Genomic DNA, 20,145 nt, shown 5'->3' with positions numbered 1-20,145 from the left:
AAAATGTATTGAAAAAACTGATTGTTATCCTCTTTTATATTTGATATTTTTATATCAAACAGAAACAATTATGGAATTGAACAGTATTGGTTTACCCACAGGTCAGTCCAGGGAACTGGCAAAGGATCTGAATGTACTCCTGGCAAATTTTCAGACGTATTATCAGAATTTGCGAGGGATCCACTGGAATATACGGGGCAAGGGATTTTTTGATTTGCACGCTAAGTTTGAAGAGTTGTACAATGACGCCAATTTAAAGGTAGATCTGCTGGCAGAGCGCATCCTTACCCTGGGGGAGACCCCAAAACATACCTTTGAGGCCTATATGAAAACCTCATCCGTGCCGGTAGGGGAAAACATCAGTAAAGATGAGACGGCTATCCGCCTGATTGTGGATTCGCTCAAGGAATTATTGATTATCGAAAGGCGCATTTTACTGGCTTCAGCTGAGGCTGATGATGAAGGCACCAATGCCATGATGAGCGATTTTATCACCGAACAGGAAAAAACCGTCTGGATGATGAAGGCCTGGCTGGCTGAAAAGGTTTAAAAAAAGCCGCCTGTTAGGGCGGCTTTTGCAGTTTGGCAGGCGCTTAAAACCTGATTCGTATTTCAAGGTCTTCGGTGCCGACTTCAAAAGAAGCGTCCTGAAAACTGGGAGGTCCCATACTCATGGTACCGGTCATGGCATAGGGTTCTTTTGGCATGCCGTTCTCTTCAAAATCCATTCGCTGGTTACTATTCAGGTCCTGCATAATTGAAATAGCATAGACCCCCGGTTGGATCCCAGTAAAGCTAAAGACAAGCTGTCCTTTTTTAGCCTGAGTCTCATACCCGTCAATTCCCATACCTTTCATAAAGGTCTCTGAAGTATGCAGGGCTGCCAGAATTTCTCCCTGTTCGCTTAGAACGTTTTCAAGAACTACGGACACAGTTACCCCTTTATTTTCCTGGGCTTTTGCAGAAAATATACTTAGAAACAAAAGGCTGATAGCTAATAAAGATCTCATGATTGTTGTTTTTTTAATTAATACCACACAAAAATGCTGGTTCCGATATCTAAACCCTAAACAGATCAACCCAGTTGTAAAAATTGAGGGCTGAACTGTAGGGATAGGGTATCCCTTATCAACATTTCATGAAATAACGCGTGCTATAAAAACCATCTTTACAGTAAAATTTCCATGGAGATATCGCTTCGCTGATATGGGGAACTGGGCAGATTCACCTCCCTGAACCCTATTTTTCGGTAGAGCGCAAGTGCAGGAAGTAATCGGGTACTGCTTTCCAGATATACTTTCTCAGCCCCTTTTTCCTTTGCCAGCCTCAATAGGCCCAGCAGTAATTTTTGCCCGAAACCTTTGCCCTGATGTTGCCGTGCCACAGCCATTTTGGCCAGCTCAAAGCCAAACTCCGGGTGCTTGCTTTTCAAGAGGGCACCAACGGCTACTACTTCTTCACCAAACACCCCCACAAGGATATGTCCTCCTTTATCCAGAATATACCCTTGCGGATTGCCAAGAGAAAGGTGGTCGGCCTTTTCCATTTTAAAATAGGTGCGGATCCAGGCTTCATTCAAAGAGCGAAAGGCGCTGGCATGCTCGTCCATGAAAGGTTCAAGCACAAGTTCTTTCCCAGCAGAGGCAGACATGGTCCTGATGATTTCAGCTATCGGTAGCAGGCACTGATCTATCTGGTTTGGCCAGAATTTCCACGATCCAGTAGATTAATTGCCCGATTCCGTTGGCGAAAATGAATAATAATATCCAAATCAATAAAAGGTTGTTTTGCTGTAAATCCGGGTTTTTGGCCGCGTGTACAATATAAAACACCAGGGACCCCAGCGAAATCAGGATAACCAGGAAAATTACGATAAAGAAGATGCCTAGGCCTCCAAGAATGGCCATAGGGGGTTCGGATGAATAGTGGCCGAAATCGCCTTCTCGCCTGATAATTGCAAAAATAAAGGACAAATAGGTAATGAGTAAAAGGAATACGCTTATTAGCGGGGCAAGGGCGAAGAAGCCCTGCCAGAATTTATTGTTTAACATCGGTTGGGTGTTTCTTATAAAGATACCCAAATTGGTGGATTCAATCAAGATTTTTTTTAGCCATTGCTCTGGCGACTGCCTGGGAATTTGCCCCACGTTTGTTCAGTTCTTCCACAATTCGCGGGTGGTCTGCTTCGCGTCCCTGGGAAAGTTTATAAGCCGCTTCAATTTGCGTGATACGGATTCGAAAACCTACAATGCCACGTATCTGTTTCATAGTTTGTTCAGACATGTCGTGGAGGGAAACCGGTTTGGCAGACCCTTTTTCGTATTTGTCAACCATGCGGTGCAAGGAGGCCAGAAGGGCCTCGTCATCGAGTTGCTGGTACACCCCGTGCACCTGCACCGAAATATAATTCCAGGTGGGGACTTCTTCATCCTGGTACCAGGAAGAGGAAACATAGGAATGAGGTCCATTAAAGATGCACAGCACCTCCTGACCCTCCTTCAGGTTTTTCCAATGCGGGTTTGCCCGAGCAAAATGTCCGTAAAGGTATAATTCAGGGTCTGATCCCTTTTCCAGTTCCAGAGGCAGATGGGTGGCCAGAGGAGCGGCTCCTCCCTTATTAGCGGATACGAAAATTCCAAAAGCATTTTCCCGGATAAAGGTTTTTACCTGTTCCTCATCGGTGTTTTTATAAACGGGCGGAATGTACATTATAACTAGTTTCCTGAGACCTCAACGAAAATACATATAATACCTCATTGGTTACAATTGGTCTGCCATATTTGGCAATTCGGTAAATAAAACCCTGTGAAGCGAGCCTCGCTAAACTATCTTTAAATCCGGGCCCGGCCGGTTTCTAAAAAGAGCTGGGCGTATTTTTTATAACTTTATGGCAGGACAACGGAAAGACATTTGTTCTTTGACCTCAATTCCGGCCACAGAAAGATAGAAGGCATATACTACATGAAGACCGTCATCAAAGAATTTGGAAGAGCTACCCTTATAGGCATATTGCTCTTTCTCCTTTTCACCGGAATACGTTTTTTTAATGGATATCAGATTACATTTGATACTGAACTCTGGAAGGACTTCTCCAGACATATGGTCTTTGGCTGGATCATTTATATGGCCAATTTCTACGTTTTCAGGTTTCAGTTTATCAAATGGGGCCCTGCCATGTTCCATTGGAAACGCCTGGCATATGCTATTTCACTCCATACCCTGGTGTCTCTGGTTGCCGTTTTTATTGCCCGGTACTTGATTATATCGGTAAGCCTTGGAGTTGGATTCCAGGAATTTATTGCGCAGGAAGTGCCGGAGTATTACTATAATTCCATATTCCTGGCATTGATCATTGCAGGTATCTTTTATACCTTTTTTTACTATAAGCACCGGCAGGAATACCGTGTCAAGGAACAAAAGATCATTGCCGGAACAGCCTCGGCTCAGTTTGATGCCCTAAAAAATCAGCTCGATCCGCATTTCCTTTTTAACAGCCTTAATGTACTGACCAGCCTGATAGAGGAAGACCCCGAACAGGCCCAGCGGTTTACTACGGCCCTTTCCAAGGTGTACCGATATGTCCTGGAACAAAAAAACAAAGAATTGGTTCCGGTGGATGAGGAATACGCCTTTGCGAACACGTATATCAAGTTGCTTAAGATGCGTTTTGAAGACAGCATTGTTTTTGAAATCCCCGAGCAATGTTCGGATCCGCAGGCCAAAATTGTACCCTTGTCCCTGCAATTATTACTTGAAAACGCCGTAAAACACAATGTTGTTAATGCTGGTAATCCCTTGCGAATAGTAGTCAGTGAGGCCGATGGCTTTATTGTGGTTTCCAATAATTTACAGGAAAAACAGGTGGTCAGTAAATCCAGCGGAGTGGGCTTACAAAACATCCTGCAGCGTTATTCCCTCTTGTCAGAGCGGGAGCCACATATCCGGAAAACGACAGATACCTTTAGTGTCGCAATCCCTATGCTTACCCGCCAGGTAAGCGTTCAGCAAACCCAGGAAGATTTCATTTCAGATAAGCGCTATGAAAAAGCCAGGGAGCGGGTTGAAGCCATTAAGGAATTTTACAGCAATCTGGGATCTTATATGCTGGTTATTCCTTTTTTATTCTGGTTGAATTCCAGAACTACAGATTTTCTCTGGGCTGTTTTCCCGGCTCTGGGATGGGGATTCGGGCTGGTTATGCACGGGATGAAGGCCTATGGATACAACCCGCTTTGGGGCAAGAGATGGGAGGAGCGCAAGATACAGGAGTTGATGGACCGGGAAGACTTCTGATCCCACTCTGTGCTGATTTTACAATTCAGGTCCCTTTTATGACAATTCGGAAAACAATAATTCAATATGCAAACAACAGTTCCGAATTTTGATTCAAATCAATAAACGAATAGTCATGAAAACTTTTGAAGAACAGGAAAAATACGAAAGGGCCAGAAAAAGAGTAGCTTGTATTAAGGGATTTTACTCCAATTTACTGGCCTACCTGATTGTCATCCCTTTTTTATTCTGGCTTAACTACCGTACCTCAAGTTTTCTTTGGGCTCTAATTCCGGCCGTCGCTTGGGGGCTCGGTCTTATCATCAATGGGATGTGTGCCTACGGATACAGCCCTTTTCTGGGGAAGAACTGGGAACAACGCAAAATAAGGGAATTGATGTCCCAGGATGATTTTTAAACACTGATCATTATTAAAACATAACCATGGAAGATTTTAGTAAAGAAAACAAATACTTACGAGCCAAGGAGCGAGTGGAAGAATTGAAGAAATTCTACGGAAATCTCACCTCTTACATTATGGTGATGATTTTGCTGGCCGTCATCAATTACCTTACCAATGAATGGCGCTACATGTGGTTCCTTTGGGCTGCTTTTGGATGGGGGATCGGCTTGTTTTTCCATGCCTTGAGGACCTTTAACCTTAATCCTTTTTTCGGAAAGGACTGGGAAGAGCGCAAGATCAAGGAATTCCTGAAAGAAGATGATAAACCTGCCAATCGCTGGGAATAAAATATACGCGGTAGAAGCTACCAGCACTAAATAATGGGATTATGGAAAATTCACAACAACATCAAAAATATCTCAGGGCAAAAGAGCGCCTGGAGGAGTTAAAAAAGTTTTACAATGACCTGGCTGCTTACATTATTGTAAACGGTATTTTATTGGTTATCAATTATTACGATAATATGTGGCGCGAGATGTGGGTATTGTTTGTAATAGCCATTTGGGGGATCGTATTGGTTTTCCAGGCCCTTCGTGTTTTTAACCTCCTGCCCTTTCTGGGACCCGGCTGGGAGGCTCGTAAAATGGAAGAACTTATGCGGGAAGAAGATTCCTATGAGAAAAAATGGAAATAATGGAATACAAAAACACACAGGCCGAGCAGCAGAGTAAACTGCAACGAGCCAAAAAGCGGGTAGAGGAGATAAAAGGATTCTATATCCACCTTACGGTTTACCTTATTATCAATATCTTTATTATTGTCCTTCTGGGATATGTACAGGGAGGAGATAACCGCTTCGTTCTTACCTGGCCCAACCTGGGAACGGGCTTTTTCTGGGGAATTGGCCTGGCCATACACGGGATCCGGGTTTTCCGGTTTAATCCTTTTTTTGGAAAGGAGTGGGAGCAACGTCAGATCCAGAAATTCATAGAAGAGGATAAGCGGGAAGCAGAAAAATTTAAAAATCGGTAGTAAGGTTTAGTTTTTGCCCATGGAAGTATTGATTATTGAAGACGAAAAGCCCGCGGCCAGGCGTCTGGCCCGACTACTGGAAGTATGTGGGGTGAACGTTTCGCACATGTTACATTCTGTGGAAGAATCCATTAACTGGTTTAACTCGCATTCGCACCCAGACCTGATCTTTCTGGATATTCAATTATCGGACGGCCTTTCATTTGAAATATTCGATGCAGTAGAAATACGAAGCCCCATCATTTTCACAACTGCATATGACGAATACGCGCTGCAGGCATTCAAACTCAACAGTATTGATTATCTGCTTAAACCAATTGATGAAGATGAGCTTCAGGCTGCCATAGAACAATTCAGAAAACACGCTCCTTCAAAAGAAGGCCTGAAGATTGATTTTGAGGATATACGAAACATGTTGGTAAATCCGCTTGAGCGGGAGTTTAAAAAACGCTTTACAGCCAAAGTGGGGCAGCATATCAAAATCATAAACGCAGAAGATATTGAGTGTTTTTACAGTGAGAATAAGGGAACCTATGCAGCCACTTCAGACGGGAGGAATTACCTGCTGGACACTACTCTGGAACAACTGGAGAGCGAATTGTCTCCGGACACTTTTTTCAGGGTCAGTCGAAAATTCTACATCCATATCAATCATATAAGGGACATCATTTCCTACTCCAATTCCCGTCTAAAAATCAAATTAAATCGGTACAGTGAACAGGAAATTATCGTAAGTAGGGAACGCGTAAAGGATTTTAAGCTTTGGTTGGAATAAAGAGGATTAAAAAACTGGTATATAGTATTTTAATTAATACTATAGATATTTCTTATAGTTCACTTTTACCCTTATTTTCCACCCGATTTTCATCAAAGGAAGAGGGAAGGAGCTTTGGGATCAGTTTTATAAAAATAGGAAGGAGCACGGCTCCTCCTGGCAACAAAAAGATGGCCAGGGAGGGAATGCTTTTAAAGATATCCAACAATTGATTCTGCACCTTTTTTTTCTCCTCAGCACTCAGTTCCCGCAAGGTCGATTTGGATAACAACAGCATCAATTCCCCACTTTGTTGTAATTCTTTTTTAAGTCGCTTGCTATTCCTGCTGATCAGTTTATCCACCAGTCTGGACATACTTTCATACAATTGCCCGCCCGTATTGGATTGTTTGAGATAAAAGGCCTGGTTAGCATGCAGCTTGAAAAATGTCTGTACATCTTTCAGTGCCGAAACTACCTGCGATTCCTCAAAACCAAGGATGTTACCCTGCCGGATGGCAAAACTGTGCTCAACCAGCTCTATGGATTCGTCTTCCCAAACGGTCAAACAAATGATATCCAGAAAATACTGGGCCACATCCGTATTCTTGTAAGCTGCGAGCAATTTTTTGAAATCCTCTGTATCACATGGTTTCTGGGCATCGAGAAAGGAGCGGGACGCCTCAAATACCTCCCTTAGTTTTTGGGTGCTCTTACCCGGTTTGCGATATTCCAGAGAGTGGTAAACCAGATTGATCACCATAGATTCCATCTCGTGCGCAGTGGATTTTAAATCATGGGTGCCTCTTAAATACGACCGGTATGTAAGCAGGTCAACAGCCAGCAGGGAATTGGTTATCAGGCTGTTAAAAGTTCTGCTCAGTATGGATTCCCCCAAATACACGCGGGAATCGAGTAATTTCTCCAATTGGGAAGAAGGCTTTCCCCCGCTGAAGATTTTTTGTAATAAATTGGGCTGACCGAGTTCCAGACCTCTGTAGAAAGAAAGTACACTCCTTAAAAACTCCTTGTATTTGTCTTCCCCGGTTATACCCCTGTAACTGAAGTACAGTCCGGCCAGCAAGTTGATCTTCGCATTCTCGTCCTGCGATAAGGGGTGAGTGGGCTCTACATAGGTAGGGATACCGATATTGATCCCATAGGTAAAGCCACAGGATTTCAGATCCCGGTCCAGTGAAGGGAGGTCCGGATATGGGGATATCGTTTTTTCAGTAAGGTGACCGAATTTATCGATCCAACCGGATGCTGACGGGTTCATGCCGTGAAATTTCAGATTCAAAAGTAATTTAAATTATTAAACCCCTGTATATGTCTGCCAGATTGATACCGTAAACCACTTTTTTCCCTTAACAAAAAATTAACATTAAAAAGCAAACCCTTGAATAAGTCCTTCGTAGGTGTAGGTGTAAATAAAAACACAAATAAGCATTATGAAATTAAAACATTTGACCCTTGCATCCCTGGGAATAATAGTCTTAAGCGGACTGTTACTCGCAGCAGATCACATTGATGCCCCTTCCACAGCTGGTTCCACCGCGGATATCGCCGATTTTTTTGCCTTTGAGCCTGCAGAGGGTTCAGCGAATACGGTTTTTGTGGTAGACCTGCAGACCAACGTGCTCCCCGAACTGGCATATGGAACGTTTGACGAAGCGGTGATGACTGAAATTAATATTGACCTGGACGGTGATCTGGTCGAGGATAAGGTAATACAGGCTATACCAAGAGAGGGTATTATGTATTTCTTCCTAGGAGAACCGGACCAAACAGGCCTCAGCAGCCGGGTATTGACCGATTTCCCATTAGGAATGGTTTCAATATCCGGAACCACGGCCACCGTTGAAACAACCGATTCCGGGGTAAAATTATTTGCCGGACCCCGTCAGGATCCCTTCTTTTTTGATTTTTTCCAGTTCAATGCAGTAATTGGGGGAATGGCGCCAGAGGGATTTAAAACCCCTGAAGAAGCTACGGATACCTTTGATGGGGCCAATACCATGTCTATAGTTATTGAGATTCCCAATGAATTACTGGGGACTCCTACTGCTCAAAATGCCCTCGGCTTAACGGTTTACAAGACCTGGGTAACTACAAACCGAAAATCGTAAGAACCTAAAACTTAAAAATCCAGAAATGAGAATTAATAAAATTTTATACGCAATATTTACCCTAACGATAGCCACTTTTGCAGTTTCCTGTAGCAATGACGATGACATGGAAATGGCTATGGCTAGTTGTTCGGATGGGATTATGAACGGTACCGAGACCGGTGTGGACTGCGGCGGTAGCTGTACCCCATGTATGGACGCGGTTGATTTTACAGGTACTTATGTACAGGAAGATCATATGGGACGCCCCGGCATCAACACGGTCCTGAGTTTTGATATGGAAGGGCAGGCCAGTGTTAAAGACCAGCATAATGTGAGTATCCCCTCGGAAATGTCAGCTATTTTTCAGGCCGGGTTTGAGGCGCGTCTGGAGGCTTATCACGATGTATATGCCGAATTACTGGGCCTGAACCCGGAAGACGTAAACTACGAAGCAAACATTCTGCAGCTGGATGCTGCCACACTGACTACCTACCTGGCAGCAGATGTATTGGAAGTAGCCCCGAATTTACCGACAACTTATTTTGATCCGGGTATGGATGCAGATGGTGATGGCAGAATATTAGTACCAGACGGGGACGAGGTAGCCCTAACCGGTCGCAGATTACAGGATGACGTGATTGACGTATCCCTTATTTTGCTTTTCGGTGGTATGGAAGGAGATCGCTTTAGCGGGCAGGACCTTGACAATGATGGTATGGCAGACCTTCCCAGGCTTACCTCAGATGGCGTGTCTCTAACCGCCACCCTGATTGCAGACTTTCCCTATATCGGCAATCCAGAATAACAAATACGCTTTGGAGAAGAAGCAGGGGGCTTTTCCCTTCAGGAGAAGCCCTTTTGTTTTTTAAGATTCCCATTCCTTAAAACAAAACAAATTATGAGACTATTTTCATTACTATTTGTATTTCTACTCATTGTTTCCTGTTCGGAACAGAAGCAAACAAAAATTACGGATGCAGCAGATTACGAAGCCTTTCTGTTTGCTGAAGCACCCCAAACCACTTCCAAATATTTTGAGTTGTGGAATTCAAAGATAAAGCCAGACAGCATGCAGCTGCAAAGTTTCGGCATCGTAGCCGGCGAGTATTCGCGTTTCTTTGAGGCCACGGGAGACATCCTCTTTTTGAAAAAGGCAGAACAGGCCCTGAAGCGCGCCGCAGATATAGCTGCAATAGGTAAAGCAGGTTATTTGAGGGCACTGGGCCGTAACTATATTTCGCAACATCGCTTTAGAGAGGCGCTTGTTTTGGCCAATGAAGCTGAAAACCTGGGTAGTGGACTAAGGCAGACCAAGGGACTGCTATTTGACATTCATATGGAATTGGGAAATTACGACCAGGCAGAAGAATACCTTCGCGACATCGAGGACATGGGGCGTATAGATTACTTAATACGGCTTTCTAAATGGCATGACCACCAGGGAGATCTGCCAGCGGCGATATTTAATTTGGAAATTGCCACCAAAAGGGCAGAAGAAAGTAAAAACCCCCAATTAATGCAGTGGTGCTATTCCAACCTGGCAGATTATTACGGACATGCAGGAAGACTGCAGGATTCATACCAGCACTACCTCAAAACATTGGAACTGGACCCTACAAACGCCTATGCAAAAAAGGGTATCGCCTGGATCGTTTTTTCGCATGAGCGAAGGCCAAAGGAGGCTCTTAGAATGCTCAAGGCCATTGGCAGAACCTACAACAGCCCGGACCTTTGGCTGTTTCGATCAGAAATTGCCGCCTATATGGGAGATAAGGGTGAAGAAGCCCGCAGTTTGGATAATTACCTGCGCTTAGTTACCAATACAGAATACGGGCAAATGTACAATGGCCCCATGGTAGACTTTTATCTTGATGTGACCCGTCAAACCAAGCGGGCAGTACAGTTGGCAGAACAGGAAGTAACCAACCGCCGAACGCCGGAAACGGTAGCCCTTCTGGCGTATGCATATTACAAGGACGGACAGTCAGGCCGGGCCCTGCAGTTAATTGAGGAGGCCGTGACAGGTAAAACCTATGAGCCCAAGCCATTGTTGTATGCTGTAGAAATATATAAGTCATTCGGCAAGACCGATGAGGTTCAGAATATAAAAGCAGATTTAGTAGAGGCGGTCTATGAACTCGGGCCCAATAGTGAGCAAATCCTGGGGAAATTATAAGGAGACAGTTTAAGTTTAAATTAGGCGCTGTTAAAAGAAGACCTCTTTTGCCGCGTTTATTTCCCCGGGCTTTAAAAAGCTATGAATTTTTGACAGTACACCCACCAGCAATCTGTTCGTATCTTTAGTTACCCAAATGAAAACACTAAAGACCATCAGACATATGGGCTGTAAATAGCCCATCTTTTAAAATGCCTGTTGAACCTGTAAACTATATGATATGGAAATTTTTATTTTTTGCATCTGGGCTCTTGCCATGGTTATCATTGGCATGAAGCTTTATGCGGCCCATCAGTCTTTGAATAAGTGAAGATTTTTCGGAAAATACCTTTATTAGTGTACTTAAAGGTTGGTTGGGCACATTTGTGGCCTTTATTGGGCCGTGTTCCCCTCATTCCTGTACGAACTGCAGCAGTTTCAGGCTCCAGTCATAATTCGTAAATTTCAAATCTACCCTGCTGTCTGTTGGGATAATCCCTTCCTCTTTGAGGATATCTTTCACACCGCTAAAACCGCCGAAATCGCCTCGAAACCAGTTAAAAAGGGAAGTGACACGTGCCTCGTTCTCCTCGGGCAGGTAGGTGCTCGTTTTGTTCAAATAAGCGGAACTGACGGCTTCTAATTCCCCATCGAGAGAATCAGGATGGTAGGCCTGTACAGGAGGGCAGTCTGCCGCACCACAATTCAGGGCAAAATGTATCCTGTAATCGCGGGAGGAAACCCTCATCTTGCGTTCAAACCGCCTAGGGAACCATTTGCGAATATAACCTAAGCCCAATTCCCACTGGGATTTTCGCAGAATGCCATGTTCTATCTTTGCAAAGGATACAATCTGTCCGGCTACCCGTACCTGCTCCTTTTTAAAAAATTCCCTTCTGTCCTGGTATAATTCCGGATTCTCCAGCAGGATTATTTGGATATAAGCATTATATATATTCAGCCAGAAGCTGTATTTTTTGGAATCAGTATTCAGTGCGGACTCAAGCCTTGAAAGAGGGATATCGAATATTTTCGACTCGAGTTCTGACGTATTTTCCCCCCGACGAAGCTGCTCTATCAGCTCAGCGGACCAGGCGGGATAATCTTCAGTACTTGCAGAAGATAAATTTTCCTGAGCCACCATGGGTTGGGTGCCATAGAGCGCCATGACTAAAATTAAGGGTTTTAGAACCTTTTTACAGCTGGAAAATTTCAGGTTAGTATATAGTAAAGAGAGAATTGATAACATATCGTTTAAAGGATTTTTGAGAAGATCGGTAAATAATAGAACCATTTCCTATACTTTACGTAAATATTAACGAAAGGTTCATGACATTTGATGAATCCTGTTAATTTCTATCCTCTAGCTTATATGATTAGCGTAATTATCCCTGCACATAATGAGTCGGAAAATTTAAGAAAACTTATCCCGCGCCTTAAGGGCCTGCAAGAAGAAGAGATTGAGACCGAGATTCTGGTCAGCCTTTCTGCCAAGACTAATGACGGATCCCAACAGTTGATCAGGAACTTTGGGCTGGAACCGTTAAGGGATGCATTCTCCAGCCGGGCCAGCCAGATGAACCTGGGGGCCAGCCGGGCTAAAGGAGATATCCTGTGTTTTTTACACGCAGATGTCTGGCCACCAGAAGGCTTCTTCTCTGATATGGTAAATACGCTGCAGGCAGGAAATCAGGCCGGATTTTTTTCATATCGCTTTGACCGGGCTACTTTCTTTCTGAAAATCAATGGACGTTTTACCCGGAAGGATGGAATATTTACGGGAGGTGGTGATCAATGCCTTTTTATCAGCAAGGAGGTCTTCGAGGATTTAGGTGGCTTCGATACCAAGCAGCTGATCATGGAAGACTTTGAAATCTTTGAGCGCATCAAAAAGCGGAGACTCGCCTATCACATTGTTCCTAACGACCTGGTCGTTTCAGCCAGGAAGTACCGTAAGAACTCATATTTAAGGGTGAATTTGAGCAACTTAATGCTATTGATTCTTTTCAGGTGTGGCTGTTCCGCGCCAAGGCTTCGACGCATACATAATTTCCTGATTCGCTAATTGATAAAAAACAGCTATGAGAAAAGTTATCAATGGGATTCAACAGGTTGGCCTTGGGGTTCGGGATGCCACTAAGGTATTCAACTGGTACAGAAGGCACCTGGGCTTTGATGTACTGCTGTTCAGGGATCGGGCCGTAGCTAGCCTGATGACCCGTTATACCGGCGGGGTAGCGCGAGACCGCCTGGCGCTTCTGGCGCTTAATTTAACAGGTGGGGGAGGTCTGGAGATATGGCAGTGCCTCAATCAGGCCATTAGTGCTGAGCCCTCAGATTACGTATTCGGTGATTTGGGAATCAACGTCATAAAATTGCGGTGCAGTGATATCCATGCCGCCCGGCAGGCCTTAAAGAATTCAGGGATAATGCTTTCAGAAATCCAGCCCGATCCCCGGGGGAGACCTGGTTTTTTCGGAATAGATCCCTGGAACAATCGAATACAGGTTATAGAAGATCCTTATTGTTTTTATAATTCCGCCAATCCAATCGGCGGGGTATTAGGAGTCAGTATAGGGGTTTCGGATATGGAGAAGTCCTTGCCTTTTTACAAGAATATTCTCAATCATACGGAGCAGGCTTACGATATTCAGGGCAGCTTTAAGGAATTCGAAATATTTTCCGAGGGCGATCAAAAATTCCGAAGGGTATTGCTGAAATCCGATATAGGTAATAAAGGGGGATTCTCTGAATTGCTTGGCCCTTCAGAGATAGAACTTTTTCAGCCACTCTGCAGAACACCCAATGCAATTTTTAAGGACCGGTTCTGGGGAGATGAGGGTCTTATACATCTATGCTTTGATATTCAGGGGATGCAGCAAATGAAAAAAGAATGCGAAGCCCTGGGGCATCCCTTTACTGTAGACAGCTCCAGTTCTTTTAAAATGGAAAAGGCCTCGGGGCATTTCAGCTATATTGAGGATCCTGATGGTACCCTTATAGAACTGGTGGAAACACATCGGGTACCAATTGTGGAGAAACTCGGTTTGTATATTGATCTCAGCCGGCGCAATCCTTTAAAACCGCTACCCAGGTGGCTTGTAAAGACGCTCAGATGGCAAAGGCGTCATAAGGACCTTTAAGAGGTTTTTACCAGACCAAGGGTATACAATTGCTCCATGGTCGGGCTTTCACTACCGCCCGCAGGTTCCAGGGTAATACCAAATGCTTCAGAAGCATTCGGATTGTTCAGCGCAAAAATCTTATTGGGGTCTTCCGTAAATTGATCCAACAAACCAATACTTACAGGGGTCAGAGGATCGAGTTTTAAAGACCAAACCTGGTACACCATTCCGGGGGGTGGCTCTGGCAGCCCCTGTGCATCTATCAGGACCTGTTCTGAATTTTTATTCCAGTATACCTTTACAAAAGCATCCGGGGCTGCATTCTGCCCGGCAAGGGGAATAACCTCAATATTTTGATCCCTGAGCCTGTTCAGCAGGAATTGAGTTTCAGCAAGTGAATTTCTGGCTCCTTCAACCTGTTGTTCCAGAATTTGATTTTGTACCTGAGCTTCCATGAGTTGGTCTTCCAGAGAACTACGGTCATTGTAGACCCAAAGTGCTCCAAGTGCAAAAACTACAGCCGCTGCCCAACCAGTATACGTCCAGATGCGATACTTGTTTGAAGGTAATTTATAAACGGGAGTATCTGCAGCGAGTAAAATGCGCCTCCGTAAAGCTTCAAATTGGTCCTGCCCCATCTCGGAAGGGGAGAGGTTTTTGGTGAGTTCCAGTATACTGCTCTCAATGGCTTCAATTTCACCTCTGATCTCGGGAAATTCGTCGGAAAGTTGGCGGATCTTCCTGTTTTCATCTGCTGAAAGCACGCCCGCCACATATAACTCCAGCATTCCCGAACTGATATGTTCTTCCGCTTGCTTCATAGCGTCATATTTTTACGAAGACGTGAAATACAGCTTCTGTTTCGCGTTTTAACAGTTCCCAGCGGGATATCCAGGAATCCGGCGGTTTCCTTTTGCGTTAACCCTTTAAAATATAGCAAGTCAAGCATTTGCTTGCATTTTTTTCCCAGGCCCTTGACAAGCTCCCTTAATCTGGTTGTATCTATTTCCAATGCGTCATCCTCTTTAGAATCTGCAATATCTACGAAGTAATCGGTACGAAGGTTTTGTTTTTGCTGTTTATGGGTTTTGGAGCGCAGTTCATCTATAGCTGCGTTCCTTGCTATATTTAAAATCCATGTGAAAAAGCGACCCCTGGAGGCGTCATAGGATTCAGCATAATTCCAAACCTTTATAAAAACATCCTGAGTGAGCTCTTCGGCCCGTTCTTTGTCTCTGAGAATTGTATGGATAACCCCACAAATGTTCGTAGCGTACATTTGGTGTAAATCCTCAAAGGCCTGGACGTCCTTTTGTTTGAAGCGCCCAATCAAGGAATCCAGATCCACTTATCGATTTGTATTTAAAGAAATGATTTTAATGCTGAGGTTGTTGGATTACTGAATAATGCCAGTACAACTAACCCGTGCGCCTGCGGCACCACTGGGTTGGGAGGTAAAATCATCCTTACCCTTGTGCACAATTACAGCTTTCCCCACAATATTCTTGTTTGGATCTTCACAGCCGATACACCACTGATCTGTTTCAAAACTTACAGCGGCATTGCCTTCTGCGTCTGCAGTGAAGTTTCCGATATCCCCTTTATGGAATCCGCCTTCATCTCCCCATTTGCCGTGTGGCTCCGCGGTTGGGTTCCAGTGTCCCCCGCTTGAAGTCGCATCTGCTGCTGAACAATCTGCTTTTTCGTGTATATGGATGGCGTGTTCCCCGGGGGTCAGGCCTGAGAAAGTTGCAGACATGGATACCATACCATCTTTTTCGGTAAAGCTGACTTCCCCGCTAACCTCGCTATCGCTCTTGGGTTCCATTTTAAATGCAATGGATTCTTCCATTACCTCTTCCTGCACCATTTCCACGCTTTTTTCAATTGCTTCCGAGGCTTCTTCGGCTTCTTTTTTGGCTTGTTTACAGCTATATGAACTTATTAGTAACAGTCCGATCAGTAGTAGGCTTATTCTTTTCATGATTTTTGACGTTTGATTGCTTAAAGGTAAGTATAATTGGCCTTGTTGTCAACCTCTTTTGGAAGCGGTAATTTACCGCTGAGATACCTGGGCCTTTTCAAAGATATTTTGAGAGCCTTACCACTAGGTCTTTTATTGATCCGTTAATCGGGTTTTGACCTGTATTTCATTGTGTAATGTCCGGTGCACAGGGCATTTATCTGCAATTTCCAATAATTTATTGATCTGGGAATCATCCAGGTCCCCTACCAATTTGACAGTTCGTTCAAAAGTGTCAATTTTGGAATCTTTGGTCTCACAGGCTTTACAGTCTTCGGCGTGTTTTTTACTATATGAAATATGAACTTCAACATGCTGCAGCTCCCATTTTTTGCGTCGGGCATACATCTGCAGCGTCATGGCTGTACAAGCGGCCAGACCAGCGGAAACCAGTTCGTAGGGGGAGGGACCGTAATCATTACCCCCGAAATCACGGGGTTCATCGGCAAGCATATAATGTTTTCCAAGCTTCATGTCAGTGGTAAAGCCGTCATCTATATCCAGACGGGCCACTACCTGGTCTGCGGTTTTCAGGTCCGGTTCTTCCGGAAGGCCCACATAGCGTCCTGCCCACTGGGCAATTACCTTGCCGGCATATTCTGCATCTGCTGAATTACTGAGCAGGTGATCCGCCCCGTCCAGCGAAACAAAACTCTTGGGGTGTTTGGCTGCTTTGTAAAGGGTTTCTGCATTCCTGATGGATACTGTTGTGTCCTGAGGGGAATGCATAAAGAGAAGTGCCTTTCCGAGCTCCTGTAATTGATCTTCCAGCTGTTGTTGTCTGAGATCTTCAACAAATTGCTGCTTGAGGGTAAAGGAGCGCCCTCCGATATTCACTTCAGCCTTCCCATTGGCTTCAATTTCATCTAATTTTGAACTAAATAGGTGGGTGACGTGGTCCGGGTTGGCCGGGGCACCCACTGTGGCTACTGCTTGTATATCCGGAAGTTTAAAGGCTGCTTTAAGGCAGGCAGCACCCCCCAGGGAATGACCAACGAGCAATTTGGGTGTGCTGTAATTTTCTTCTAAAAACTGTGCAGCGGCAAGCAGGTCTTCCACGTTTCCCGAAAAATTGGTGTCCTTAAAGGACCCCTCACTTTCTCCCAATCCGGTAAAGTCAAATCGCAGAACGCCGTAACCCAATCCGGTCAGGGCCCTGCTGATTTGTTTGACCGCATTCAGGTTTTTAGAACAGGTAAAACAATGCGCGAAAAGGGCGTAGTTATGAGGGTGCTGGTCTACCGGCAATTCCAGCCGGCCGGTAAGTTGTTCCTGTTCAGAAGAAGGAAAATGTACTTTTTCAGATCTCATCAGTCTTATTTTTTACGCAGGTCCGGATTGAAGAAGACTCCAATTTGCAGACGGTCAAAATTTATCCCGTTAAAATGGTTTTTCAGGTATCCCAGCTGCAGACTGCTGTTTTCCGTAATATGTACTCCAAAAGCGCCGTATAATCGGTTTTGGCCGAAAATTTCATCCTGTAGGTTCAGGAAAACTTCGTCGTATAAATTTATAAAAAAAGTACTGGTCAGCGGCAGGGTAAGCTGCAGGCGGTAACGAGCCCGGTGCTGGGTTTCACTAAAATCCTCAAATTCCAGAAAACGCTGTTCCAGCCGATACCGGTGTTCAATCAAAACCTCCCATACCTTGTCCCGGAGGATAAATTGCTGGAAAATACGATGCTCCAGAATCTTATTTCCCGCAAAACCGTCATCAACCAGGGGGCTATCCTCAAAACTCGGATCGGTATCGATATAGGCATAGCCAAGGGTAGCCATGGCATCTGAGTTTATGTCATAGTTCAGGCCGGTTCGCAGCAGCATTTGATTGAAATTCCCGAGGGTTTCATAATAACGGAACTGAGCCTCTGAGTGAATACTCCAGCGATCTGCAACCTGATTGGTTCCAAAATACATATACCAGGCTCCCCATTTGTCTTCTCCCGTTTGCTGTGCGGGTAACTGGAAAGCACAAAAAAACAGTATAAGAAGCAGGCCGTATAAACGGCCTGATCTTATTGGATGTTTGAAAATAATGCGCAATGTTCCCATAGCTAAGCCTTGCCTTATTCTGAGTCAATTTCACCTTCCAGGGCATCGTCCTGTATTGGAGTGCCCGGATCTTTTTTAAGGTAGGTATCCAGAAAATCCAGTACTTTACTGTAAGCCTCAATCTGGTTTTCCTTCTTTACAAAGCCGTGTCCTTCGTCCTCAAAAAGGACGTATTCCACCGGAACCCCATTTTTGCGAACTCCTGCCACAATCTCATCGGATTCTACCTGTAAAACTCTCGGATCCTGTGCCCCCTGTAAAACGATAAGCGGTTTGGTTACCTTGTCTGTGTGGAACAGTGGGGAGATCGCCCGGAGCCGCACAGAATCGGCACTGTTCGGATCGCCCAATTCCTTGTACAGGGCGTCTTTAAACGATTCCCACCAGGGCGGAATGCTCCTGAGGGTACGGATCCAGTTGGTAACTCCAAAAAGGTTAACACCCACAGCAAATTCCTCAGGCGTATAGGTAAGGGCAGCCATGGTCATATAACCCCCATAAGATCCTCCCAGGATCCCTATTTTTTCACCGTCTATTTCCGGCTGTGTGGCCAGCCAGTCCTTACCTGCCACGCAATCTTTAAGGTCCTTGTCTCCGTGGTTCAGGTCGTCCATCTGATAGAAACTTTTTCCGTAACCGGAGCTCCCGCGGTTGTTTACTGCTAGTACCGCATAGCCGTGGTTTACGAGGTATTGCAAAAAAGAACTGAAATTCTGGCGGGACTGTCCCCCGGGTCCCCCGTGTACCCAAACCAGGGCCGGCACCTTGTTTTCAGCAGAAGCCTGGTGGGGCTTGTAGTAGATAGCCGGTATTTCCAGGCCGTCAAAAGAAGCAAACCGCACTACTTCTGCCTGCACCAGATGGCTGGCCTCAATTTCCGGATTCAGCACATCCGTTAGCTGCTTCATTTCTTTGGTTTCCAGGTCGTAGATAAACAGGTTAGACGGGGTGTGGGAACCTCCGGCATAAAACCGCATCACGGTCTCGTCATCGGAAAAGCCAACACTGCTTATGTCCATATTATCCATGGAAGGCAGCTCCAGCAGGTCCCCACTTTCGGTATCTATAACCTCGATTGTGTTTTTGGCGTCTTCATTTATATAGGTAACCCTGTATTTGCCATTTTTGGTAAACGAAGTTCCTGAGATGTCCCAGTCTTTTTCGAGTACCTTTTCCCTACTGCCATCCTTGAGATTGTACCGCATCAGGTAGGCAAATTCTGCCCCGTCATCGGTGGTATAATAAAATGAAGAATTATCCAGGGAAAAATCCTCAGCCGAATTGGCAGACAGGTTTTCATTGATTTTGATAAGTGCATCCTCTTCAAAACTGTAAAGGAATAAATCGCTGTCATTGGTATTGATGGACTTTGAAACTGCCAGGTAGGCCTTATCGTGAGAAATAGCCTCCAGATTGTAGCCGTCCTCGTTTTGATAAAGCAATTCAGGCTGCAGGGTTTCAAGATCCATTTCATACAGGTCGTTATAACGGCCATCCCGCTTATTGGAAGCATAGAAGAAACTTTTGTTATCCTGAGCCCAGCCGTAAAACAGTGCCCGTGCCCCCTCGGCCGGGGTTAGGTCCTTGAACGATCCCTCCTGATCCATCAAATAGATATGGTAGATTTCGTCCCCGTTATTATCCATACGGAATAATTTACGCTCGTCCCCGGGAAAGTAGGAAATGGCAAAAACCGACGAACTGTCGGAGGCCGTTACCGGCGCCATGCGTCCATCAGCAGCATCCACGGTATACATATTGTAAATACCGGAACGGTTGCTGGAAATCAGTAATTTGGATTTGTCCGGAGAAAAACTGCCTCCCCCGATACTTTCGTTATCCATCATCTGCTGGATGGTATAGGATTTCAGGTTTTCTGCAACGGAAGGCTCCCTGGCTTCCTCTTTGCAGCCCAGAAAAATCATCAGGGCAATAATCAGTGTGTAATGTTTCATTATATTAATTTAAGGTTAGGTACTAACAGACGTTTAATTCAGTTTAAAGGTTACCCTCTTTTAAAAGTGCAATAGATGCCAGCAGCATCCAGAGGGGTGAAAATTTTCTCATTTCGGTGTGTTGGATTAGTCGCCTAAAGATATTAAAAAGCCCCCCGGCAAGTCTTAAAAGTCTGTTAATAGGAAACCTGTAAACCGCTCATTAAGTCGGTTCTTTTGACAATTTGTACATTTATTTATTCATCTCATACCTTTTAAAATGAA

Annotated in this window: 24 protein-coding genes; 12 read left to right on the top strand and 12 right to left on the bottom strand. The window is 44.8% G+C overall.

What is annotated here, in order from left to right; translation table 11 throughout:
• Positions 1–70: 70 nt before the first annotated feature.
• On the top strand, positions 71–550 hold the full coding sequence (locus ACT6NU_RS00720; protein ID WP_445382542.1) for a Dps family protein: 480 nt from the start codon (positions 71–73) through the stop codon (positions 548–550).
• A gap of 43 nt (positions 551–593) precedes the next feature.
• On the opposite strand, the gene ACT6NU_RS00715 is transcribed toward ACT6NU_RS00720, so the two are convergent.
• From ACT6NU_RS00715 to ACT6NU_RS00700, 4 genes are all read right to left on the bottom strand, one after another.
• Entirely contained in the window at positions 594–1,010 is a 417-nt protein-coding gene (locus ACT6NU_RS00715) for a DUF2141 domain-containing protein (RefSeq protein ID WP_445382541.1), read from the bottom strand.
• Positions 1,011–1,168: 158 nt separating this feature from the next.
• Positions 1,169–1,651, bottom strand: a complete 483-nt coding sequence (locus ACT6NU_RS00710; RefSeq protein WP_445382540.1) for a GNAT family N-acetyltransferase — start codon at positions 1,649–1,651, stop codon at positions 1,169–1,171.
• Positions 1,652–1,664: 13 nt separating this feature from the next.
• Positions 1,665–2,051, bottom strand: a complete 387-nt coding sequence (locus ACT6NU_RS00705) for a hypothetical protein (RefSeq protein WP_445382539.1) — start codon at positions 2,049–2,051, stop codon at positions 1,665–1,667.
• A 40-nt stretch (positions 2,052–2,091) separates the two neighbouring features.
• The gene (locus tag ACT6NU_RS00700) at positions 2,092–2,709 is read right to left on the bottom strand and encodes an FMN-binding negative transcriptional regulator (protein WP_445382538.1); all 618 of its coding nucleotides are present in this window, start codon (positions 2,707–2,709) and stop codon (positions 2,092–2,094) included.
• A 252-nt stretch (positions 2,710–2,961) separates the two neighbouring features.
• Here ACT6NU_RS00700 and ACT6NU_RS00695 point away from each other — a divergent pair, with 252 nt between their 5' ends.
• The 6 genes from ACT6NU_RS00695 to ACT6NU_RS00670 all read left to right on the top strand — a co-directional run bounded on the left by ACT6NU_RS00695 (position 2,962) and on the right by ACT6NU_RS00670 (position 6,482).
• Positions 2,962–4,293: a 2TM domain-containing protein gene (locus ACT6NU_RS00695; RefSeq protein WP_445382537.1), complete on the top strand. Its 1,332-nt coding sequence runs from the start codon at positions 2,962–2,964 to the stop codon at positions 4,291–4,293.
• A 115-nt stretch (positions 4,294–4,408) separates the two neighbouring features.
• Complete coding sequence (locus tag ACT6NU_RS00690; protein ID WP_445382536.1) at positions 4,409–4,690, top strand: 2TM domain-containing protein; 282 nt, start codon at positions 4,409–4,411, stop codon at positions 4,688–4,690.
• Between the two features lie 26 nt (positions 4,691–4,716).
• Positions 4,717–5,022, top strand: a complete 306-nt coding sequence (locus tag ACT6NU_RS00685) for a 2TM domain-containing protein (RefSeq protein ID WP_445382535.1) — start codon at positions 4,717–4,719, stop codon at positions 5,020–5,022.
• Positions 5,023–5,063: 41 nt separating this feature from the next.
• Positions 5,064–5,369: a 2TM domain-containing protein gene (locus ACT6NU_RS00680; RefSeq protein WP_445382534.1), complete on the top strand. Its 306-nt coding sequence runs from the start codon at positions 5,064–5,066 to the stop codon at positions 5,367–5,369.
• Positions 5,369–5,707 (top strand): 2TM domain-containing protein, encoded by a 339-nt coding sequence (locus ACT6NU_RS00675; RefSeq protein WP_445382533.1) that lies wholly within the window; start codon positions 5,369–5,371, stop codon positions 5,705–5,707. The genes ACT6NU_RS00680 and ACT6NU_RS00675 overlap by 1 nt, the downstream gene beginning before the upstream one ends.
• 19 nt (positions 5,708–5,726) lie before the next feature.
• Positions 5,727–6,482 carry a LytR/AlgR family response regulator transcription factor gene (locus ACT6NU_RS00670; RefSeq protein WP_445382532.1) on the top strand — a complete coding sequence of 252 codons (756 nt, stop codon included), beginning with the start codon at positions 5,727–5,729 and terminating at the stop codon, positions 6,480–6,482.
• A gap of 52 nt (positions 6,483–6,534) precedes the next feature.
• Here ACT6NU_RS00670 and ACT6NU_RS00665 read toward each other — a convergent pair whose 3' ends face one another.
• A complete protein-coding gene (locus ACT6NU_RS00665; RefSeq protein ID WP_445382531.1) occupies positions 6,535–7,740 on the bottom strand; it encodes an LETM1-related biofilm-associated protein in 1,206 nt (401 codons plus the stop codon).
• Between the two features lie 172 nt (positions 7,741–7,912).
• On the opposite strand from ACT6NU_RS00665, the gene ACT6NU_RS00660 reads away from it, so the two are divergent.
• The 3 genes from ACT6NU_RS00660 to ACT6NU_RS00650 all read left to right on the top strand — a co-directional run bounded on the left by ACT6NU_RS00660 (position 7,913) and on the right by ACT6NU_RS00650 (position 10,748).
• Positions 7,913–8,590 (top strand): DUF4331 family protein, encoded by a 678-nt coding sequence (locus ACT6NU_RS00660; protein WP_445382530.1) that lies wholly within the window; start codon positions 7,913–7,915, stop codon positions 8,588–8,590.
• A gap of 25 nt (positions 8,591–8,615) precedes the next feature.
• Entirely contained in the window at positions 8,616–9,377 is a 762-nt protein-coding gene (locus ACT6NU_RS00655; RefSeq protein ID WP_445382529.1) for a hypothetical protein, read from the top strand.
• A 93-nt stretch (positions 9,378–9,470) separates the two neighbouring features.
• Positions 9,471–10,748, top strand: coding sequence for a tetratricopeptide repeat protein (locus ACT6NU_RS00650; protein WP_445382528.1), 1,278 nt, complete (start codon positions 9,471–9,473; stop codon positions 10,746–10,748).
• 391 nt (positions 10,749–11,139) lie between these two features.
• On the opposite strand, the gene ACT6NU_RS00645 is transcribed toward ACT6NU_RS00650, so the two are convergent.
• A complete protein-coding gene (locus ACT6NU_RS00645) occupies positions 11,140–11,895 on the bottom strand; it encodes a DUF547 domain-containing protein (protein ID WP_445382527.1) in 756 nt (251 codons plus the stop codon).
• 204 nt (positions 11,896–12,099) lie between these two features.
• Between ACT6NU_RS00645 and ACT6NU_RS00640 the strand changes: the two genes are divergently transcribed.
• Positions 12,100–12,792, top strand: a complete 693-nt coding sequence (locus tag ACT6NU_RS00640) for a TIGR04283 family arsenosugar biosynthesis glycosyltransferase (protein ID WP_445382526.1) — start codon at positions 12,100–12,102, stop codon at positions 12,790–12,792.
• 16 nt (positions 12,793–12,808) lie between these two features.
• Positions 12,809–13,870: a VOC family protein gene (locus ACT6NU_RS00635; protein ID WP_445382525.1), complete on the top strand. Its 1,062-nt coding sequence runs from the start codon at positions 12,809–12,811 to the stop codon at positions 13,868–13,870.
• On the opposite strand, the gene ACT6NU_RS00630 is transcribed toward ACT6NU_RS00635, so the two are convergent.
• The 6 genes from ACT6NU_RS00630 to ACT6NU_RS00605 form a co-directional block, all read right to left on the bottom strand.
• The gene (locus ACT6NU_RS00630; RefSeq protein ID WP_445382524.1) at positions 13,867–14,673 is read right to left on the bottom strand and encodes an anti-sigma factor; all 807 of its coding nucleotides are present in this window, start codon (positions 14,671–14,673) and stop codon (positions 13,867–13,869) included. The two genes, ACT6NU_RS00635 and ACT6NU_RS00630, sit on opposite strands and share 4 nt — an antisense overlap.
• On the bottom strand, positions 14,670–15,200 hold the full coding sequence (locus tag ACT6NU_RS00625; protein ID WP_445382523.1) for an RNA polymerase sigma factor: 531 nt from the start codon (positions 15,198–15,200) through the stop codon (positions 14,670–14,672). The genes ACT6NU_RS00630 and ACT6NU_RS00625 overlap by 4 nt, the downstream gene beginning before the upstream one ends.
• Positions 15,201–15,248: 48 nt before the next feature.
• Positions 15,249–15,836, bottom strand: coding sequence for a superoxide dismutase family protein (locus ACT6NU_RS00620; RefSeq protein WP_445382522.1), 588 nt, complete (start codon positions 15,834–15,836; stop codon positions 15,249–15,251).
• Positions 15,837–15,968: 132 nt separating this feature from the next.
• On the bottom strand, positions 15,969–17,186 hold the full coding sequence (locus ACT6NU_RS00615) for a bifunctional alpha/beta hydrolase/OsmC family protein (RefSeq protein ID WP_445382521.1): 1,218 nt from the start codon (positions 17,184–17,186) through the stop codon (positions 15,969–15,971).
• Positions 17,187–17,191: 5 nt separating this feature from the next.
• A complete protein-coding gene (locus ACT6NU_RS00610) occupies positions 17,192–17,926 on the bottom strand; it encodes a DUF2490 domain-containing protein (protein ID WP_445382520.1) in 735 nt (244 codons plus the stop codon).
• Between the two features lie 14 nt (positions 17,927–17,940).
• On the bottom strand, positions 17,941–19,881 hold the full coding sequence (locus ACT6NU_RS00605; protein WP_445382519.1) for an alpha/beta fold hydrolase: 1,941 nt from the start codon (positions 19,879–19,881) through the stop codon (positions 17,941–17,943).
• Between the last annotated feature and the right edge of the window lie 264 nt (positions 19,882–20,145).

This window comes from Robiginitalea rubriflava (assembly GCF_052540725.1).
Note: the sequence above shows the minus strand (reverse complement) of the source record. Positions and strands in the feature narration are given on the sequence as shown.

What these genes read in the sequence shown, in the direction of transcription:
- ACT6NU_RS00720 (WP_445382542.1), top strand. Translation starts at nt 71, where the DNA reads ATGGAATTGAACAGTATTGGTTTACCCACAGGTCAGTCCAGGGAACTG.
- ACT6NU_RS00715 (WP_445382541.1), bottom strand. Translation starts at nt 1,010, where the DNA reads ATGAGATCTTTATTAGCTATCAGCCTTTTGTTTCTAAGTATATTTTCT.
- ACT6NU_RS00710 (WP_445382540.1), bottom strand. Translation starts at nt 1,651, where the DNA reads ATGTCTGCCTCTGCTGGGAAAGAACTTGTGCTTGAACCTTTCATGGAC.
- ACT6NU_RS00705 (WP_445382539.1), bottom strand. Translation starts at nt 2,051, where the DNA reads ATGTTAAACAATAAATTCTGGCAGGGCTTCTTCGCCCTTGCCCCGCTA.
- ACT6NU_RS00700 (WP_445382538.1), bottom strand. Translation starts at nt 2,709, where the DNA reads ATGTACATTCCGCCCGTTTATAAAAACACCGATGAGGAACAGGTAAAA.
- ACT6NU_RS00695 (WP_445382537.1), top strand. Translation starts at nt 2,962, where the DNA reads ATGAAGACCGTCATCAAAGAATTTGGAAGAGCTACCCTTATAGGCATA.
- ACT6NU_RS00690 (WP_445382536.1), top strand. Translation starts at nt 4,409, where the DNA reads ATGAAAACTTTTGAAGAACAGGAAAAATACGAAAGGGCCAGAAAAAGA.
- ACT6NU_RS00685 (WP_445382535.1), top strand. Translation starts at nt 4,717, where the DNA reads ATGGAAGATTTTAGTAAAGAAAACAAATACTTACGAGCCAAGGAGCGA.
- ACT6NU_RS00680 (WP_445382534.1), top strand. Translation starts at nt 5,064, where the DNA reads ATGGAAAATTCACAACAACATCAAAAATATCTCAGGGCAAAAGAGCGC.
- ACT6NU_RS00675 (WP_445382533.1), top strand. Translation starts at nt 5,369, where the DNA reads ATGGAATACAAAAACACACAGGCCGAGCAGCAGAGTAAACTGCAACGA.
- ACT6NU_RS00670 (WP_445382532.1), top strand. Translation starts at nt 5,727, where the DNA reads ATGGAAGTATTGATTATTGAAGACGAAAAGCCCGCGGCCAGGCGTCTG.
- ACT6NU_RS00665 (WP_445382531.1), bottom strand. Translation starts at nt 7,740, where the DNA reads ATGAACCCGTCAGCATCCGGTTGGATCGATAAATTCGGTCACCTTACT.
- ACT6NU_RS00660 (WP_445382530.1), top strand. Translation starts at nt 7,913, where the DNA reads ATGAAATTAAAACATTTGACCCTTGCATCCCTGGGAATAATAGTCTTA.
- ACT6NU_RS00655 (WP_445382529.1), top strand. Translation starts at nt 8,616, where the DNA reads ATGAGAATTAATAAAATTTTATACGCAATATTTACCCTAACGATAGCC.
- ACT6NU_RS00650 (WP_445382528.1), top strand. Translation starts at nt 9,471, where the DNA reads ATGAGACTATTTTCATTACTATTTGTATTTCTACTCATTGTTTCCTGT.
- ACT6NU_RS00645 (WP_445382527.1), bottom strand. Translation starts at nt 11,895, where the DNA reads ATGGCGCTCTATGGCACCCAACCCATGGTGGCTCAGGAAAATTTATCT.
- ACT6NU_RS00640 (WP_445382526.1), top strand. Translation starts at nt 12,100, where the DNA reads ATGATTAGCGTAATTATCCCTGCACATAATGAGTCGGAAAATTTAAGA.
- ACT6NU_RS00635 (WP_445382525.1), top strand. Translation starts at nt 12,809, where the DNA reads ATGAGAAAAGTTATCAATGGGATTCAACAGGTTGGCCTTGGGGTTCGG.
- ACT6NU_RS00630 (WP_445382524.1), bottom strand. Translation starts at nt 14,673, where the DNA reads ATGAAGCAAGCGGAAGAACATATCAGTTCGGGAATGCTGGAGTTATAT.
- ACT6NU_RS00620 (WP_445382522.1), bottom strand. Translation starts at nt 15,836, where the DNA reads ATGAAAAGAATAAGCCTACTACTGATCGGACTGTTACTAATAAGTTCA.
- ACT6NU_RS00615 (WP_445382521.1), bottom strand. Translation starts at nt 17,186, where the DNA reads ATGAGATCTGAAAAAGTACATTTTCCTTCTTCTGAACAGGAACAACTT.
- ACT6NU_RS00610 (WP_445382520.1), bottom strand. Translation starts at nt 17,926, where the DNA reads ATGGGAACATTGCGCATTATTTTCAAACATCCAATAAGATCAGGCCGT.
- ACT6NU_RS00605 (WP_445382519.1), bottom strand. Translation starts at nt 19,881, where the DNA reads ATGAAACATTACACACTGATTATTGCCCTGATGATTTTTCTGGGCTGC.